Here is a 19,206-nt window from a genome sequence, read left to right on the forward strand (position 1 = left end):
CCGCAGGGGATTACACCGTGTCGCCACGTACGGCGATGGCTTCGATCTCCAGCTTCACATCCTTCGGTAAGCGGGCGACCTGCACGCAACTGCGCGTGGGGTAGATAGCCTTGTGCTCATCAAAGAACTGCTGGTACACCTGGTTAATGGTGGCGAAGTCATTCAGGTCAGCAACGAAAACGGTGGTTTTCACGATGTCGCTCACTTTCAAACCGGCGGACTCGACAATCGCTTTCACGTTTTCCAGACTCTGACGCGCCTGATCGACCACGTTGTCAGCCACATCACCGGTCTGTGGGCATACCGGGATTTGACCCGACGTGAACACCATGCTGCCCAGATCCACACCCTGTACGTAAGGACCAATGGCTCCTGGCGCACATTCAGTTGCAATAACTTTTCTCATAGCCCCTCCGGCGTTAAAGCGCCTGGGTGAAAGTACGGGAAATGACATCCTGCTGCTGTTCACGGGTCAACGCATTGAAGCGCACCGCATAACCAGACACACGGATCGTCAGGTTCGGATAGTTTTCCGGGTGCTCAATCGCATCCATCAACATTTCACGATTCATGACGTTAACGTTCAGATGCTGCCCACCTTCCACATGCGCTTCATGATGGAAGTATCCGTCCAGCAGACCAACCAGGTTGGTTTTACGTACGCTATCCTCTTTGCCCAGCGCAGCCGGCACAATGGAGAAGGTGTACGAGATACCGTCTTTGGCATAGGTGAACGGCAGTTTGGCGACCGAGGTTAACGACGCTACCGCACCTTTGCGATCGCGGCCGTGCATCGGGTTCGCCCCTGGTGCAAACGGCGTGCCCGCGCGACGTCCATCCGGCGTGTTACCGGTTTTCTGTCCATACACCACGTTGGAGGTGATGGTCAGAATGGACTGTGTCGGCACCGCGTTACGATAGGTAGGCAACACTTTAATTTTCTTCATAAAGCGTTCGACCAGGTCACAGGCAATGCTGTCTACGCGCTCATCGTTGTTACCGTATTGCGGATAGTCGCCTTCAATTTCGAAATCGACAGCCAGACCATTTTCATCACGAATTGGTTTCACTCGTGCGTACTTAATCGCTGACAGAGAATCCGCCGCTACGGAGAGGCCCGCCATACCACACGCCATCGTGCGATACACGTCACGATCGTGCAGCGCCATCAGCGACGCTTCGTAGCTGTACTTGTCGTGCATGTAGTGGATGATGTTCAGTGCACTGATGTACTGCACGGCCAGCCAGTCCATAAAGTGGTCCAGGCTCTCCATCACCGTGTCGTAATCCAGCACATCATCCATCAGTGGCGCGGTTTTCGGTCCGACCTGGATTTTCAGTTTCTCATCCACACCGCCGTTGATTGCGTACAGCAACGTTTTGGCGAGGTTGGCACGTGCGCCGAAGAACTGCATTTGTTTGCCGATAACCATCGGGCTGACGCAACAGGCAATGGCATAGTCATCGCTGTCAAAGTCTGCACGCATCAGGTCGTCGTTTTCATACTGTAAAGACGAGGTGATGATAGACACCTGGGCGGCATATTTTTTGAAAGCAATCGGTAGCTGCTCAGACCACAGCACCGTCAGGTTCGGCTCAGGTGCCGGTCCCATGGTGTGCAGCGTATGCAGGTAGCGGAACGAGTTTTTCGTCACCAGCGTGCGGCCATCCAGCCCCATCCCACCGATAACTTCGGTCGCCCAAATAGGGTCACCAGAGAACAGGGTGTCGAATTCCGGCGTACGCAGGAAGCGCACCATACGGATCTTCATGATGAAGTGGTCGATCAGTTCCTGCGCCTGCTGCTCGGTTAAGGTACCTGCTTTAAAGTCACGCTCAATGTAGATATCGAGGAACGATGCGGTACGGCCCAGCGACATAGCGCCGCCATTCTGAGATTTCACCGCAGCCAGGTAAGCAAAGTACACCCACTGTACCGCTTCCTGCGCATTACGCGCCGGACGGGAGATATCGCAGCCGTATTTCGCCGCCATTTCCTGCATTTGCAGCAGGGCACGACGGTGCTCAGACAACTCTTCACGCAGGCGAATCGTGGCTTCAAGATTCTGCCCCCACTCCAGGTTCGACTGAAGATCGGCAAATTGCAGTTCACGTTCACGCACCAGGTAGCGAATACCGTACAGCGCCACGCGGCGGTAGTCACCGATAATGCGGCCACGGCCATAGCCATCCGGCAGACCAGTCAGTACACCGGATTTACGGCAGCGCAACATATCCGGAGAGTAGGCATCGAACACACCCTGATTATGGGTTTTACGCAGTTCTGTAAACTGATATTCAAAATCAGCGTCCATCTCACGACCATAAGCATCAAAAGAGCTTTTGATCATGTTGATGCCGCCAAACGGATGCAGAGCGCGCTTGAGCGGCTTATCCGTTTGCAGACCGACAATCTTTTCCAGTTCTTGTTCAATATACCCCGCATCGTGTGCGGTAATTGTCGTTGCAATATTGGTATCGAAATCAACCGGCGCGTGCGTTGAGTTTTCAATACGGATGCCCGCCATGACTTTTTCCCACAGCGCAGTGGTCGCAGGCGTAGCTTCGGCGAGGAAAGATTCATCCCCTTCATAAGGCGTATAGTTGTGCTGAATAAAATCACGGACATTAATTTCTTCTTTCCAGTCCGTACCTTTAAAGCCGTTCCAGGCTTCGGCATACAGCATATCGCTGGTATCGATATTTACCTTCATGAAAAATAATCTCTCTGCTGAAAATTAATTATGCAAATTCTACTGGTGTATTAATTTTGCCTAACGCAATGGCATCACGTGCAATCATTTTCTCTTCATTTGTGGGAATTACCGCACAAATAACACGAGCATCTTTATTAGAGATAATTCTTTCGCCATGGGAATTTGGCAGGCTATTCATCTCGCTGTCGATATTCACCCCTAAAACGGCGAGGTGTTCAATCACCAGGCGGCGAATTAATACTGAATTCTCACCTATTCCACCGGTGAAAATAATCCCATCAAGACGATGCAACGATGCAGCATGTCCGGCGATATGACGCGCAATACGATGCACAAACGTTTTAATCGCCAGTTGTGCGCGTTCGTGTCCTTCGTGCCAGGCTTTTTCCAGTGTACGTAAGTCGGACGATAAACCGGAAATACCCAACAGGCCAGATTCCTTATTCACTACGCGCTCAAGGTCGCTCAGCGTCTGGTTGGTTTCACTGGCGATCCACGCCATCGCACCGAAGTCCACATCACCACTGCGAGTCCCCATCATCAGGCCTTCCAGCGGTGTCATCCCCATCGAGGTATCCACGCTCTGCCCATTACGAACCGCACAGATTGACGCCCCGTTCCCGAGGTGAGCCACAACCAGCCCAGAATCATCATGCGGTAGCTCAAGCAGCTCATGCGCTCGTTGAGAAACATAGCGGTGCGACGTGCCATGGAAGCCATAACGACGAACACCCAGCTCCTCAAAATATTTCCACGGTAAACCGTACATATATGCTTCAGGCGCCATTGTCTGGTGGAAGCTGGTATCAAATACCGCAACCTGCTGCCGACCTGGGAAAAGATGCTGTGCAGATTCAATCCCACTCAGGTTCGCATAATTATGTAACGGTGCTAAAGGAGAGACCTGGCGAATATTCTCAATAACTTCATCAGTAATAATTGCTGATTCAGTAAAAATACTTCCGCCGTGGGCAATACGGTGGCCAATTAAGGCCACGCTGTCCATTAAATTACGGTTCTCCAGTTCAACGGCAATAGCTTTTAATGCATCTTCGTAGCTGTGGTGAGCCAGCTTAGCTGGCTCACCTCCATTAATTGCTATGAACGCATTTTCTGAGTTAATACCGTCTGCAATTCCCGCCATTAAAACGTCACAGTTTGCTGCATCCAGCACTGAGAATTTAATGGAAGATGAACCGCAGTTAATAACCAGTACTACCGGAAACTCATTCATTTCACTACTCCGCTCATCCTGAGCTTATGGATTAAAACAGTTTGTAAACGATGTTCAGGATGGTCAGCAAACCAATCACGGTAACAAACACGTTATCCAGACGGCCACGGTATTTCGCCAGTGACGGCGCTTTACGGATGGCATACATCGGCAGCAGGCAGAGCAGTGAGGCGATAATTGGCGCACCCATCGCTTCAATCAGGTCCAGAATGTTCGGGTTGGCGTAAGCCACAACCCAGGTGGACCCCATGATGAAGATCATGCTGATAGTGTTGAGTTTACCGGCGGAAACTTTCGTTTTATCGCCTTTGTAACCAAACTTCAGCACCAGACCGTTCAGACCTTCCAGCGTGCCCAGATAGTGGCCGAAGAAAGATTTGAAGATAGCAACCAGTGCGATGATTGAAGCACCGTATTCCAGAACGGTCGCGAAGGTGGACTTCGTCCCGGACAGTGAAGCGAAGTGGTTCGCCAGATAAGACAGTACTGGAATGTTCTGCGCTTTCGCATCCGCCATGTTTGCCGGAGAGAGTGTGAACAGGCAGCTAAAGGCGAAGAACATTACCACCGCAACCATCAGCATACTGGCGCGGGAGATGATTTTAGAACACTTCTGCTCGGTAAATTCGCGGCCAAAATCTTTCTCATACTCTTCACGTTTAGAGACGACGAAGGAAGAAACAATCGGCGAGAAGTTGAAAGAGAACACCATGATGGAAATACCCAGCCACACAGTGACCAGAATACCGTCATGACCTGTCAGCGCGATATTGCTGAGATCAACCTGCTGGATAACCGCAGAGTTCCAGTAAGGAATCAGGGACAGAGAGATAAGCACCAGGCTGGCAATAAACGGCCACACCAGGTAGCTCATGACTTTAACCATCAGGTCCTTACCAAACCAGATGACGAATGCCATCAGCAGCAGCAGGAACAGGGCGACAAAGCCACGGTTCAGCGCAGGCATCTGCAACTGGTTTTCCCAGAAGGTCATAAAGGTGTTGGTAATGGTGACGCCGTAAATCCACAGCAGCGGACAAATCGCAAAGAAGTAGAGGAACGTGATAACCACACCGCCCGTTTTACCAAAGTGCTCTTCAACCGTTTCTGTGATGTTGCCGGAAGGATTAGAACCGGAAAGACACAGGCGTGCCAGGGCACGGTGGCAATAGAAAGCGATGGGGTATGCTAACACCAGCATCAACAGAATGGGGATCAAGCCGCCAAAACCTGCGCGGATAGGGAAGAACAACACCCCGGCGCCGATGGCTGTACCAAATAAACCCAGTGTCCAGGTGGTGTCCGATTTGCGCCAGGACGATTGTTTTGTCTGGCTGGATACAATGCTATCAGTAGTACTCATATCCTATCCTCAACGAAGTATATTAAGCGTCAACTAAACCAGTAATTTGGGATACACGAGAAAGATCGATATTACCGCCAGAAATAATGCTGACTGTTTTTCTGTTCTGGATATAGCTATCTAATTTCCCGCTTAATAATGCTGCGCATGCCAGCGCGCCGGCACCTTCAGTCACAACTTTATTTCGCTGAATTAATGCCACCATGCTGTTGCGAATTTCATCTTCGCTGACCAGGACAATGTCATCTACCAACTCACGAACGATTTCATACGTTAAAGTACCCGGGCGAGAGACGTCACAACCATCCGCCAGGGTGCCGGTCGTTCGGTGCGTGGTTATTTCTCCAGCGTGGAAAGATGCCGCCATGCCGTGAACGTTTTCAGACTGCACACCAATAATTCTAATTGTTGGGTTGATAGATTTAATTGCTACGGCAATACCCGCAATCAGTCCGCCACCGCCAATTGGCACAATCACGTTATCGACATCGTATAAATCTTCCAGAATTTCCAGACCAATAGTGCCCTGACCAGCAATAACTTTCGGGTCATCATATGGCGGAATAAAGATACGGCCTTCAGTTTCTACAATCTCGCTGACCTTCGCGATAGTGTCGTTGAAGTTATCGCCGTGCAGCACAACTTCTGCGGAGTAATCGCAGGTTGCCGCTACTTTAGATTTCGGCGCGCCTTTTGGCATCACCACTTTGCCGTCGATACCGAGCATAGCGCAGGAGAGAGAAACGCCCTGCGCATGGTTACCCGCAGAACACGCCACCACACCTTTACGTCTTTCAGCTTCAGTTAATGAACTGAGCTTATTAAAAGCACCACGGATTTTAAATGAGCCGGTACGCTGCATGTTTTCGAATTTGAGGAAAATTTCCCCTTTGCAACGTTCACTAAAATAGTTAGAGCGAGGCATTCCCGTTTTATAAATTTTCCCCGCCAGTCTTTTTTTCGCTTCGAGGATATCTTCAATTGCAACTGGGAGATCGTATGTAATGTGCATTAGAACCTCTTACTAGGGTATTAAAGTAAATAGATAGCCGTGACCATTGTCAGATATAGACAGATGGCGTTTATTTTGTGTTAAAACAAATTCAATCTTTAATCAATTTCAATTAATTGCCTTCGTCTCCGACAATTATATGATGAATATTCTTTGGCTAATTCCACCAAAATAGATGCTGCTTTTTTAATTCGATAATTTTTCGACCATACGGCGGCATAACGCGCGACAGGTAAGGTTTCTTCTACCGGGATAGTAATAAACTGGTTTGAGCCAAACGGTGTGGTCATATCGCAGGGAATTACTGTTAAGAAATCAGCATTGAGAACAAGATTATAAATCGTAACGACAGAGTCTGTTTTAACGATGTTTTCACTGCTGATGCCATTATTTTGTAACGTGGTAAGAAGTTCGCTGTAGTACCCCATATTCGTTTGTGGCAACACCCACTGTTCGTTTTTCAACGCGCTCAGCGAGGTGATGCCGGTGCATGTTCGGGACTTGCTGGCAACCAGGATGAAGTCTGACTCAAAGAGCGGCTCGACGTGCAGATCGTGCAGTTTCATCTCATCACTTAGCGTACCGATGGCGAAGTCCAGACGCCCGTCACGAATCGCCGGTAAGAAGGAGGAGAGCTGAGCTTCATACATAGAAACCTGCGCTTTCGGGAACACTTCTTTGAATTTTTTAATCATGCCGGACATGATGGTAAAGGCAATCAGTGAAGGAAAGCCAAACGACACATCAACGACCGCGTTGCTGGTCATGCTGTTCATCTCATCAACCATATTTTTCATTTCGCGGGTAATGGATTCAGACCATGAAAGCATCACCTGACCTGCTTGGGTCAGCGTCACACCGGTATTTTTACGTACGACTAACTCAATGCCAAAATAAGCCTCAACATCGTTAATGATTTTGCTGACAGCGGGTTGAGTTAAACCTAATTCTTTTGCAGCCGAGCCGATAGAACCACTTCTAATGACTTCCTGAAAGACCACTAAATGCTGTGTTTTAGGGAGAGTAATAGTATTCATATCGACCTGCGTTAATTACTTTGTTGACGGCAGGAAGTGTACCAAATTAAGCAATCGAGGATATGTGCGACCACTCACAAATCCCCTTCACTTACATTTTGTAAGATTATTATGAAACAATAAAATACTTTGTAATCAATGAATTATGAAAACACAATCTCACTTTAACCTGACTTTAATCAAAAAAAGATGGGGGGATAACGGAATTTTATGGCAATAACACACCTGTTTTTTTCGCTATTTCCAAAAATCGTGAAAGGCTATATTTCAATCAATTACAGAGCAATTATCCGGCAAAATGCTGCTTAAATTTAATAAGCAACTTATCAAATTTAATTATATTTTAATTGTAACCATGAATAAATAACGCCATGCATCACATTTATTCGCCTTATTTGTTTGTAAAGAAACATTGCATTTATTAATATTTAAATTAAACAATACATAAAATTATCATATGCAACATTACATTAACACTGATTTTGTACGATTTATCAGCGAGTAATTTTGTGATGGCGATCGATTGCGTTCATTTATTCTCGAGAAAAACGTATCGCACAGCGTTTTGTGTTGCTTGTCACAAAACGGGAAATATCCACCAGTGCCTTTTGCCAGATAAAGAACGTTATCCCCGTCAATAAAAGGAAGGTCATTGCTCATTGCGCCCTATCGGGTTACATCATTAACGCCATACTTAAATGCGCTGTCACTTCATGAAGGGGGATTTGCACCCAGCAATGGTTTTCTTCATCACAAAAAGTGACCTCATTGTCGCTACCGTCGATAAGCAAAATAAAACGTGCCCCCTGGCGTTGCGCATTCTTCTGCCGGGTTGATAAGCGTAGCATGGAGCAATCATTGACAATGCTCAAATGCGGGAAATTTCGCCTGAGTCGGCGACCAAGCAGTATTGCCTGATCCCGTGCCCGTTCCTGGCTGGGTATGATGACAACATCGACATGCTTAGCGTAATCGCTGCCTTTTTTCGTAGCGGTGAGCAACTGCATAATCGGTTCCAGCATGAAAGCGAAACCGCATGCAGAGACAGGATGCCCAATTAACCGACTGGCGCTATTGTCGTAACGCCCGCCCCGACACAGCAATTTATTATGATGCAATGAATCCGCATACCATTCGAAAAGCTGGTCGTTATAGTCATTTACGGGGAAGAGATTTTTATCGTGGGTAAAAGGGATATTCAGTGCAGTCAGTGAGTCGCAAAGATGCGTAAAACGCTGGCGGGATTGTAATGACAGGCATGCTTCAAGTTGCGGCGCTTTTTCTGCCAGCCGCAGCATCAAATTATCTTTATCACTCAGTAAACGCTCAGGATGTTGCTCCAGGCAAGCTAGTTGCCTGGCATTCAGCAGTGATGCCAGCGGCTGATAGTATTGCTGCAAGTGACGGCGAAATTGAGTGAATTCCTCTACATTGCCTAATGAATTAATTTTGAGTTCGACAAACGGCAACAGTTGTAGCGATTTGAAAAAATCATATTGTAAGGAAATAAGTTCAATCTCAATGCCGATATCTGGATAGCCAAACGCTTCCACACCCAATTGATGAAATTGGCTGATGTTCTGCTGGTTCTGACGACGGAACATTGCCCCCAGATACCATAATCGTGTGCCAATTTGTAAATTCTGATATTGCGATAAAAGCCGTAGACATCCCATCGTTCCATCGCCACGAAATAACGCCTGATGATTAAGCATTAGCTCATCACTTTCACCGGAAAAAGACCTCGTAGCGTTTTCTTCCAACCTTTCAAGAAGCGGCATACGGATCTCCTTGTAGCAATACTGCTGCAATAAATACTCTGCTTTTTTTTCCAGCCACTCCCAGTCCGCGGCGGGGTTCTGGTAATGCTTACGTGGGCGCCCACTTTTCCGTGGCCGCAGATTTCGCTGATATTTTTCTTCCAGTGACTGAGAGTAAGGCGTCGTTGCCAGTAGGCAGTTTTGCACCAGAGATGACTCAATACGCGTAATGACTGCTGGAACAATCATCCCCAGGCAAAAGCGCTGATAGGCACCTGAACGCTGCGCTGCATTTTCTCCGAGGCGCAGGTACTCCTCATGGGGAGTGATCCGCACTTCGGGGGAATCAGCAAAACTATGATGAGGAGTTTCATCTACACAATGGCATTCAACGTATTTTTTTGTCAGCAAGAAATAGGCATTGGGTTCGACGGGGCAGCAATTGTATCGACTATCCCATAGCGTACCATGACGCTGGTGACGGTGGTTGAAGTAGTGGGTGTAACCTTTGGCAATATATTGCATAAAACGCCCGAGGCATTCTTTATCAGGGGCGGACAGAAATAAAAATATTTTCTTTGATGAAAGTGAATACGCATGTAATTTTATTGCATAGATACTCATTGCGGTATCGACGCATTGATAAAAATACTGGTAATCTTCTTCACCTTTAAAAATAGTTTCATCATTATGCCCGCACAATTGCACGAGGTGAGGAATTCCATCGATAAATAATCGGTTTTTTCGTGGCATAGGAATAATGTGTAAATAATCTTTAAGTGGGCTAAATAGTGTTTTTATTAGTGCATAAGCCACGTCTGTTAATATATTACGATTTCTAAAGAATCTTACAGGAGCTACCAAAAGACAACAAGATACCCTTTTGATAGCCCAGTTCATTTATTTCTGGTTAAGCTCATCAAGTCGTAATGCAATATCTTGAATCGCTAGTAAATTTTGCTGGTTATTTTGTAAATCCCAAAGACGAATTTGTTGATCAGCATTAATGGTCAGAATAAAACGACAACCACTCTTAAGGGCATTTTGATGCTGTCGTTTAAGTTTGGTACCGCTACAATCAGTGAGGACACGTAAACCAGGCAAGTCTCGACGAAGCGCGCAAGCCAGCACTTGCACCTGTATGCCTCCATCCTCCAGCTCACTGGTAATCACAACATCAGGATGGAATTGCCACTGAGGATTCAGGCCGTCATAAACAGTCTGCAGCAGAAGCAACAATCGTTCGATACCTATGGCAAACCCACAGGCGGGCAATTTCTTACCATTAAATAACTCAGCCAGACCATCATAACGACCACCACCGCAGACTGTCCCCTGAGAACCTAAGTCATCGGTAATCCATTCAAAAACAGTGCGTGAATAATAATCCAACCCGCGCACCAGTCGTGGGTTAATGTGATAGGTTATATCGGCATTGTCGAGCAGAGTCCGCAACGTATTGAAATGCCGCTGTGAATCATCCTCCAAAAAATCCAGTAGGCGAGGTGCGTTCTCTATCATTTCTTGCATTTCAGGGTTTTTGCTATCAAGGATACGCAGAGGGTTTACGTCCAGGCGCTTGATGCTGTCTTCGTCCAACAAGTCTCTATGTTGAGTAAACCAACTCACCAGTTCCCTGCGATGTGCCTGGCGTTCTTCCGGCGTCCCTAATGAGTTAATTTCCAGCCGGACGTTCTGTGATATGCCTAAATCTTCAAATAGATCGCGCACCATAAAGATCAGTTCAGCATCAACATCGGCACCGGACATTCCGAAGGCTTCGACGCCAAACTGCGTGAACTGGCGTAACCGCCCTTTTTGCGGACGCTCGTAACGAAACATCGGTCCCTGATACCACAAACGCTGTGATTTGTTGTAACACATGTTATTTTCCAGGACCGCCCGCATACATCCGCTGGTTCCTTCCGGACGCAAGGTAATATGCTCGCCGCTTTTATCGGTAAAGTCGTACATTTCTTTTGAGACGATATCAGTCGCTTCACCCACCGCACGTTCAAAGAGCGCAACGGGCTCCAGGAGCGGCAGACGCATTTCCTGGTATCCATAACGAAACGCCATTTGATGAAATTTACGCTCCAGCCACTGCCACATCGGTGTTTCGTCAGGCAGCACATCGCGCATACCTCGTATGGCCTGAATTTTGCTCATGACAACTCCTTGCTTAATAAAGAAAAAGATTGTTCAGTCAAATTGTGCTGCGGGACACCCTTGTTCAGGCGATGGCGCCGGGCAACATAAAGAAGGTAAAGAGGGATGGTAATCATCTGTAAAATAATTCCCCATACCACGGTAGAGGCACTCTCTGTCATTAACGCCAGCGCAATAAAGCTCAACGCAACCAGACTAAGGCAGCAATAAGTCCAGAAACTGGCATCTCCTCCCCGGCGATGAACAACCATCATGACCGGCAGTGATACTGCAGCAAATGCATAGGGGAGTAAGCTGGCAGAGATGGCCAGGGTAATCACGCTCTGGAACTGGTTCTGCAGATTTGGCGACAATGTGAATAGCAGGAGTGCAGTCATCAGCGCTGCAGTAAAAACCAACCCACACCAGGGAACACCATGGCGGTTAGTACGGGCAAAAAAAGCAGGGAGCAAATTATCTTCCGCCGCAGCCCTGGGCACTTCCGTTTGCAGGATTTGCCAACCTGGCATCGCACCGAGGCAAGCGATAACAACCATGGCTGAAATAATCGCCCCAGCCGTACTGCCCCACATGGCTTTCGCGCTATCGGCAAAAGGAGAGGAGGAGTTCATCAGCACATCATGGGGGAGCAGCCCCATCATGACATTGGTTGAACTGGCATAACATAACCCAGCAAGCCCCAACCCTAACAAGGTGGCCAGCGGTATAGTGCGGCGAGGGTTTTTCACTTGGCTAAACGAGACAGATGCAGACTCAATCCCCAGAAAACCCCATAATGAGATGGTTGCCGCGTTAATGATTGCCTGATGATCACTGACGCCACTAAGATTCCAGGCTGCCTGATAACGAGCAACGTCAAAATGCCCCCAGCCCATGACGCCGATGCTGAGGATCACCAGCACCATGCAACTGCCCGTAAACAATTGCATATAACCAACCCGCTTCGCGCCACGTAATCCCCAAAGAACAGAGCACCAAAGCAGCACAATGCATGCCGTCGTGCCATAAAATGGGTTGTGTAATACCGGGAAGAAGAAAGAGAGATATCCCACGCCGGCTAACAGCAGCGCGCAGTTGCCAATCCACGTTGACAACCAATAGAACAATGTCATTTGTAGGCCGATAAAGGGGCCAAAGCTGGCAGTAATACTGGCTATGATGCCGCCATTGCGCGGAAATAACTCACTCATTTTGCAAAAAATGAGCGCCAGGGCAGCAATCGCTAAAAACGCGAGCCCCCACCCCCAGACAGAGATTGAACCTATTCTCGCGAGCGTGGCAGGCAGCATAAACACACCGCTACCCATCATATTTGATGCTGTCATCATGGTCAGCGCAAGCAGGCCCATTTGGTTTGTCTTCGCGCAACATTTATCCATGCCAGTCCTCATTTAATAGATCATAGTGAGATGAACGGGACTTCCCCCGCGCATGTCATGGGCCAAAGTTTGTCGTTACAACCCATCGGTAAAGCGGTAATCTCGTTGCAGGCTCTGTAAGAACAGAGCCTGATAGACGCAACCGATAATGATTGGTCTCGGCATCGGTTGCGCCCCCCTGAGGGCAGTGATGATTATCACTGCCCTTTCTTTATGCGGCCTGCTGGTTCAGGTCGGCGATCACATCGTCAATCAGCTCATCAATCTTGCTGGAGTCAAGGTGGTGTGCAGTGGTAATCAGGTGAGCGATGTCACCGGAGGTGGCCAGACAGTGCTTCTTCCAGACGGCTTCTGACGGGCAAGGGAAAACCACGGTAATAGAGTTTTTATTGCGCCAGGCATCAATACCCGCAGCCTGTAAGCGATCGACTGCGTACTGCGCCATATTCAGGCTATGTTCAATGCGGCGTTGCCAGTCGCTCCAGGAATGGCTGCGAATAGCTTCCCACATCATTAGCGGTGTATGGCCGTTACGAGAACCAGAAATGGTTTTATCGTGTGCTGAGATGTAATCAATTTCGACAGAAATCCGATCAACGTTTTTCCTTTTCGCTACCACAATGCCGCAGGGAATAGGCGAACCAATCATTTTGTGGCCGGAAACACCGATAGAATCAATACCATCAGCGAAGTTAAAAGGTTGGGGATCGTTCACAAACGGCAAAATCATACCGCTCAGCGCAGCATCAGCGTGTAGATAATAATCGTCACGTTTGATACCCAATTGACCAATCCGTTGTTGGATCTCAGCAATATTATCAATAGCGCCACGAACGGTTGTGCCGATATTTGCAAAAATAATCGGATGTTCTTCGTTGTCGCGTTGAATTTTACGAATCAAGTCATCATAGTCCATCTCGCCATTCGGTTGTGATTCCACCAGACTTGATTTAATGCGCAACAACTTAACAATTTTCGCAACGGAATAATGAGTATCTTTCGAGTAATAAAGCGTACCTTCTGGAAACAGTTCACGCCCCAGATAGCAGCCAAACATATTACCTTCAGTCCCCCCATTGGTAACATACCCCCAGCTTTCTTCAAATGGGATTTTGAAAATCCTGGCGAAATACTCCATTACTTCTTTTTCAAAATCAAACGAGTTCAGTAAATAATTACAATACTCCCCCCAGTCACCACAGTTATTTATGGAGAAACGCATAAACCGTTCCAGTATCGTGTAATCGAAGTCGGCTGACTCTGGATAACCTATATTAAAATACTGATTTTTTACGCAATATGACCAAAAAGCATCGAGCTTATTCTGATCGACAATAGATAATGTCATTTTAAACTCCCGTGGATAAAACCAATACAGTTGGATACGTTTAGATACGTTTATCTAAATAAAGAATATCCTGACCTTTCTTACTACGTCCGGCGGCAACAAAAGAGAATAATGGAATGGTTACCATCATCATCAAGATGCCCCAGAATATGGAATCGCTGCCAGAACCAAGCAAAGCAAAAATGCAGTAAATCATGCCAATAACAACCAACGTGCAGTAGAACATAAACGATCTTCCACGATTGGCTTTCTTTGAGACAAGGATAATTGGAAGCGAAATCAGGGCATACATATATGGCAGAAGTGAAGCAAACACCGACATTAGGATTACGGCCTGGAATTGCTTCGCCAAATTCGGAGATGCCGTCAAAAGCAAGACAATACTCATTAATACACCGGTAAAAATGAGGCTTTTCATCGGGACATCTTGCTTGTTGGTTTCTTCAAAGAATTTCGGGAAAAGTCCTTGTTGAGCACCTGCGCGTGGGCCTTCTGACTGAAGTATCAGCCAACCTGAAATGGAACCAAAGCAGGCAATGATGCTCAGTGCGGAAGCAATGTTCCCTGCCGTATTACCGAACATATAGCGTGCGGCGTCAGCAAAAGGTGCGGCTGAATCTACCAGAACGTTATGTGGTACTAACCCCATAATAACGGTGCAGCTACCGACATAACATACGGAAGCGATTAATAATCCCATAACGGTAGCCCGAGGAACCGTACGTTCAGGATCTTCGACCTGGCCGGTAGAAACGACTGCAGATTCAATACCAAGGAAGCCCCATAGCGCAATCGACGCAGCAGAAATTATTGCTGAGGAATCACTATGACCCGTTCCATTATAAACTTCAGTATAGAGCGACGGGTTAAACCAGAACCACCCAATAAATCCTACGCCTAAAATTACAATTAACCCGCAGGTTGCGGTAAACGATTGTGCCCGCCCTGCAACTTTGGCACCAAAACTAGCAAGGAAAACAAATGCCCACAGAATAATAATTGCGGCAATACAACCGTAAGTTGGATTTTTAAGCTCTGGGAAAAAGAAACTGAGATAGCCGACACCTGCGACCAATAATGCAACGTTACCTACCCATGCGCTGATCCAATAGCACATTGTTGTCTGAAACCCAATGAATGGGCCAAAGGCATCACTGGCATAAGCAACGATACCGCCGGTACGAGGTGTAATTAGACTGGTTTTAGCAAAAACTAATGCAAGTGCAATAACGCCGATGATGGTAAATACCCATCCCCATATTGAGATGGAGCCTATTCCTGCGAGATTAGTTGGCAACATAAATACGCCAGACCCCATCATATTTGATGCGGTCACTAACGTTAGGGCAATGACTCCCATTTTATGAGCAGAGCCTGAGCTTACTGTTCCCATAATGGTTTCCTATTAATTTAAAATTTTGCAATAAGTGGAAATTCGTACTGAATTCGTGGGCCATTGTTATGAATAGAAATGTCCATTATTGTGACAACAATCAAAAATAATAATGAATCAATTTTTTTTGAGAGGTACTTCTGCTCATTTTTTAACCATTTTATTAGTAATTGACTCTGTCCCCTTTTATTCGACCTGAATAAAGCAAAGGCGACACTAAAATAATCAGGAAAAAAATCACGACGATCGTTTATTAATAATGTACTTTTTTGTTGATGGTGTTGTTTCAATGTTAACAATTATGAGTAATTTAAAGACACCTATTTATCACGCCAAAAACGGGCATTTCTGATATGGATAAAGTAGAAGGGTGTGATTCAAAAGAGGGAACATAATTTATGTTACAACGGATAGAACGATGACTTCCTGTGGGCTACGCCTCACAAAGCAAAAACCCCGCCGAAGCGGGGTTTTATAAAGAGTGAAGCTGACCGATAAGCCGGGTTCTGTCGTGGACAGTCATTCATCTAGGCCAGCAATCGCTCACTGGCTCAAGCAGCCTACCCGGGTTCAGTACGGGCCGTACCTTGTGAACCCCTATTTGGCCTTGCTCCGGGTGGAGTTTACCGTGCCACGGACTGTTACCAGCCGCGCGGTGCGCTCTTACCGCACCCTTTCACCCTTACCTGATCCCACTTACGTGGGCCATCGGCGGTTTGCTCTCTGTTGCACTGGTCGTGGGTTTCCCCCCCAGGCGTTACCTGGCACCCTGCCCTATGGAGCCCGGACTTTCCTCCCCTCCGCCCGTCTCCCCCGAAGAGGACGACGACGAAGCGGCGACTGTCTGGTCAGCTTCGGCGCGCAGTATAGAGGGTTCGTGCGCCTTTGTCACCCTGCACTACGCATTCCGATTGCCAGCGTGGCAGCGATATTCCTTGAAGCGCGGTAAATATTATCCGATGCCCCGCGGAAAGCGTCCTCCAGCGTGCCAATCCGGGTTAATACGCTAAACACCGCATCAATGCCATATTGATGTACCACGTCCACATCGCGTGTCAGGCTACCGGCAATACCAATTACGGGTTTGTGGTACTTCTTCGCCACATTTGCCACACCAATCGGCACTTTGCCATGCACACTCTGGCTGTCGATGCGTCCCTCACCGGTGACCACCAGCGTACAATCGTGAATATGTTCTTCCAGATTGAGCGCCTGAGTCACAATCTCGATACCACTGCGCAGCTCCGCGCCTAAAAAAGCCATTAACGCGGCCCCCATACCACCAGCAGCTCCTGCGCCAGGCACGTCTTTCACATCCACCCTGAGCGATTTTTTAATGATATCGGCATAGTGGGAGAGATTACGGTCCAGCTCAACAATGTGTTCCGCTGTCGCCCCTTTCTGCGGCCCAAAGATGCGGGATGCGCCAGTATCGCCCGTCAGAGGATTCGTCACATCACAGGCGACACGGATTGAACAGGTTTTTAAGCGCGGATCCAGCCCTGAAACATCGATGGCACTGAGACAATTCAGGCTGCCGCCGCCGTAACCGATTTCAGTACCGTTGGCATCACAGAGTTTTGCCCCCAGCGCCTGCACCATACCCGCACCGCCGTCATTGGTCGCGCTGCCGCCAATGCCGATAATGATACTTTTCGCGCCGCTTTCCAGCGCCTGCAAAATTAACTCTCCGGTACCACAAGATGTTGTCACTAATGGATTGCGTTTCTCAGGAGGAACCAACGCCAGGCCGCTGGCTGCCGCCATTTCAATAAACGCGGTTTTACCGTCACCGGACATGCCCCAGCAGGCATTCACTTTTTCGCCCAGAGGCCCCGTCACCAGGGCTGAACGTTCAGTCCCCTGCGTCGCGGCTATCATCGCTTTCACTGTCCCTTCACCGCCATCAGCAACCGGAACAGAAACATATTGCGCATCAGGAAAAACTTCCCGAAATCCTTTTTCTATTGCCTGAGCTACCTCGGAGGCAGACAGGCTTTCTTTATAAGAGTCTGGGGCAATTACGATTTTCATAGTTATGTAGCCTGACTGTGCCGCGCAAGGCAAGAAATACAGGGCGCGCATCCGCGCCCTTCTTGTTAGCGAGTGACTTCCACTTTCGCCAGTTTTTCGTAGTAACATGCCAACGCACTGTGGTCAGCCGTTCCCAGCCCGTCAGCGCGCAGCGCTTGCATCATTTCCATGACCGCAGCAGTCAGCGGTAGCTGTGCGCCTACGCCATGAGAAGTGTCCAGTGCGTTCGCCAGATCCTTAATATGCAGATCAATACGGAAGCCTGGCTTGAAGTTGCGGTCCATAACCATCGGCGCTTTCGCGTCCAGTACGGTACTTCCTGCCAGACCACCCCGGATCGCCTGATATACCAGATCCGGGTTCACGCCCGCTTTGGTCGCCAGGGTCAGCGCTTCAGACATTGCCGCAATATTCAGCGCCACAATAACCTGGTTCGCCAGCTTGGTGACGTTACCTGCACCAATTTCGCCGGTATGCACCACAGAGCCCGCCATCGCTTTCAGCAGATCGTAGTACTTGTCGAAAATCGCTTTATCGCCGCCAACCATCACCGACAATGTGCCATCAATGGCTTTCGGTTCACCGCCACTCACCGGTGCATCCAGCATATCCACGCCTTTCGCTTTCAGCGCGTCGCTGATTTCGCGGCTGGCTAATGGTGCGATGGAACTCATATCGATCAGTACGGTGCCCGGTTTCGCCCCTTCAATGATGCCACCTTCACCCAGCGCGACCTCTTTCACATGCGGGGAGTTCGGCAGCATGGTAATAATCACGTCGCACTGCTCGGCAATATCTTTCGCCGTGGCGGCGGTTTCTGCGCCTGCGGCGATGACTTCCGCAATCGCTTGTGGGTTACGGTCAGCAACCACCAGCGAGTAACCTGCCTTGAGGAGGTTTTTACTCATTGGTTTACCCATAATACCGAGGCCAATAAAACCAACTTTCATTGTCATATCTCTATCTCTCTCTACTGTCGATGGTGGTTATTTCTTAAAGGAGTCAGCCAGCTTCTGTGTGGCCGAGCGGAATACGCCAAGATCGCTGCCAACGGCAACAAACGTTGCCCCCCATTCCAGATAACGACGGGCATCCGCCTCTACCGGGGCCAGAATGCCGCTTGGTTTACCGTGTGCCTTTGCGCGGGCAAAGATGTGCTGGATTGCTTTCTGTACGTCAGGGTGGGAAGCATTCCCAAGATGACCTAATGCTGCAGCCAGATCGCTCGGGCCAACAAAAATACCGTCTACGCCGTCGGTCGCCGCGATGGCATCAACGTTATCAACACCCTGCTGGCTTTCGATCTGCACGATAATGGTGATGTTCTTATTCGACTGAGCAAAGTAGTCCGGCACGGTGCCGAACATATTGGCGCGGTGGGAAACGGATACACCACGAATCCCCTCCGGCGGATAACGGGTAGATGCTACGGCGTTTACCGCCTCTTCTTCGGTCTCAACAAACGGGATCAGGAAGTTATAAAACCCAATATCCAACAGACGCTTGATAATGACCGGCTCATTAGTCGGAACACGCACAACCGGTGCGCTGATGCTACCTTTCAGTGCCATCAGTTGCGGGATAAACGTCGAGATATCGTTCGGTGCATGCTCACCATCCAGCACCAGCCAGTCAAAGCCTGCCAGGCCTAATACCTCGGTACTGATTGGATTGGCCAGCGCGGACCAGCAGCCAATCTGCACCTGATGCGCCGCGAGGGCCGCTTTAAATTTGTTCGGGAATATCGTGTTATTCATCGC

14 protein-coding genes and 1 other RNA gene are annotated in these 19,206 nt (G+C 48.4%); all 15 read right to left on the minus strand.

Annotated features, from left to right (window positions below; translation table 11 throughout):
• Window positions 1-10: 10 nt before the first annotated feature.
• Entirely contained in the window at window positions 11-406 is a 396-nt protein-coding gene (locus tag NNO08_RS04530) for an enamine/imine deaminase (protein WP_137382490.1), read from the minus strand.
• 13 nt (window positions 407-419) lie between these two features.
• Entirely contained in the window at window positions 420-2,714 is a 2,295-nt protein-coding gene (gene pflB / locus NNO08_RS04535; protein ID WP_271449047.1) for a formate C-acetyltransferase, read from the minus strand.
• 28 nt (window positions 2,715-2,742) lie between these two features.
• Window positions 2,743-3,951 (minus strand): propionate kinase, encoded by a 1,209-nt coding sequence (tdcD, locus tag NNO08_RS04540; RefSeq protein WP_271456266.1) that lies wholly within the window; start codon window positions 3,949-3,951, stop codon window positions 2,743-2,745.
• 31 nt (window positions 3,952-3,982) lie between these two features.
• Entirely contained in the window at window positions 3,983-5,314 is a 1,332-nt protein-coding gene (gene tdcC / locus NNO08_RS04545) for a threonine/serine transporter TdcC (protein ID WP_271442072.1), read from the minus strand.
• A gap of 22 nt (window positions 5,315-5,336) precedes the next feature.
• Window positions 5,337-6,326, minus strand: a complete 990-nt coding sequence (tdcB, locus tag NNO08_RS04550; protein ID WP_137382486.1) for a bifunctional threonine ammonia-lyase/L-serine ammonia-lyase TdcB — start codon at window positions 6,324-6,326, stop codon at window positions 5,337-5,339.
• Window positions 6,327-6,424: 98 nt separating this feature from the next.
• Window positions 6,425-7,363, minus strand: coding sequence for a transcriptional regulator TdcA (gene tdcA / locus NNO08_RS04555; RefSeq protein WP_003828596.1), 939 nt, complete (start codon window positions 7,361-7,363; stop codon window positions 6,425-6,427).
• A 674-nt stretch (window positions 7,364-8,037) separates the two neighbouring features.
• Window positions 8,038-10,023 (minus strand): ATP phosphoribosyltransferase regulatory subunit, encoded by a 1,986-nt coding sequence (locus tag NNO08_RS04560; RefSeq protein WP_271456267.1) that lies wholly within the window; start codon window positions 10,021-10,023, stop codon window positions 8,038-8,040.
• Entirely contained in the window at window positions 10,024-11,292 is a 1,269-nt protein-coding gene (gene hisS, locus NNO08_RS04565; protein ID WP_048213361.1) for a histidine--tRNA ligase, read from the minus strand.
• The gene (locus tag NNO08_RS04570; RefSeq protein ID WP_271456268.1) at window positions 11,289-12,671 is read right to left on the minus strand and encodes an amino acid permease; all 1,383 of its coding nucleotides are present in this window, start codon (window positions 12,669-12,671) and stop codon (window positions 11,289-11,291) included. Before NNO08_RS04570 ends, hisS begins: the two co-directional genes overlap by 4 nt.
• A gap of 211 nt (window positions 12,672-12,882) precedes the next feature.
• A complete protein-coding gene (locus tag NNO08_RS04575; protein WP_005131724.1) occupies window positions 12,883-14,019 on the minus strand; it encodes a histidine decarboxylase in 1,137 nt (378 codons plus the stop codon).
• Between the two features lie 40 nt (window positions 14,020-14,059).
• Entirely contained in the window at window positions 14,060-15,412 is a 1,353-nt protein-coding gene (gene hdcC / locus NNO08_RS04580) for a histidine-histamine antiporter (RefSeq protein ID WP_005131726.1), read from the minus strand.
• 479 nt (window positions 15,413-15,891) lie between these two features.
• An RNA gene (rnpB, locus tag NNO08_RS04585) (RNase P RNA component class A) lies at window positions 15,892-16,268 on the minus strand.
• A 32-nt stretch (window positions 16,269-16,300) separates the two neighbouring features.
• Entirely contained in the window at window positions 16,301-17,446 is a 1,146-nt protein-coding gene (gene garK, locus NNO08_RS04590; protein WP_271456269.1) for a glycerate 2-kinase, read from the minus strand.
• Window positions 17,447-17,511: 65 nt separating this feature from the next.
• Window positions 17,512-18,402, minus strand: coding sequence for a 2-hydroxy-3-oxopropionate reductase (gene garR, locus NNO08_RS04595; protein WP_271456270.1), 891 nt, complete (start codon window positions 18,400-18,402; stop codon window positions 17,512-17,514).
• A gap of 30 nt (window positions 18,403-18,432) precedes the next feature.
• A complete protein-coding gene (garL, locus tag NNO08_RS04600) occupies window positions 18,433-19,203 on the minus strand; it encodes a 2-dehydro-3-deoxyglucarate aldolase (protein WP_271454111.1) in 771 nt (256 codons plus the stop codon).
• Window positions 19,204-19,206: the final 3 nt, after the last annotated feature.

The sequence above is a fragment of the Citrobacter sp. Igbk 17 genome, assembly GCF_028069775.1.
Taxonomy (GTDB): Bacteria; Pseudomonadota; Gammaproteobacteria; order Enterobacterales; family Enterobacteriaceae; genus Citrobacter.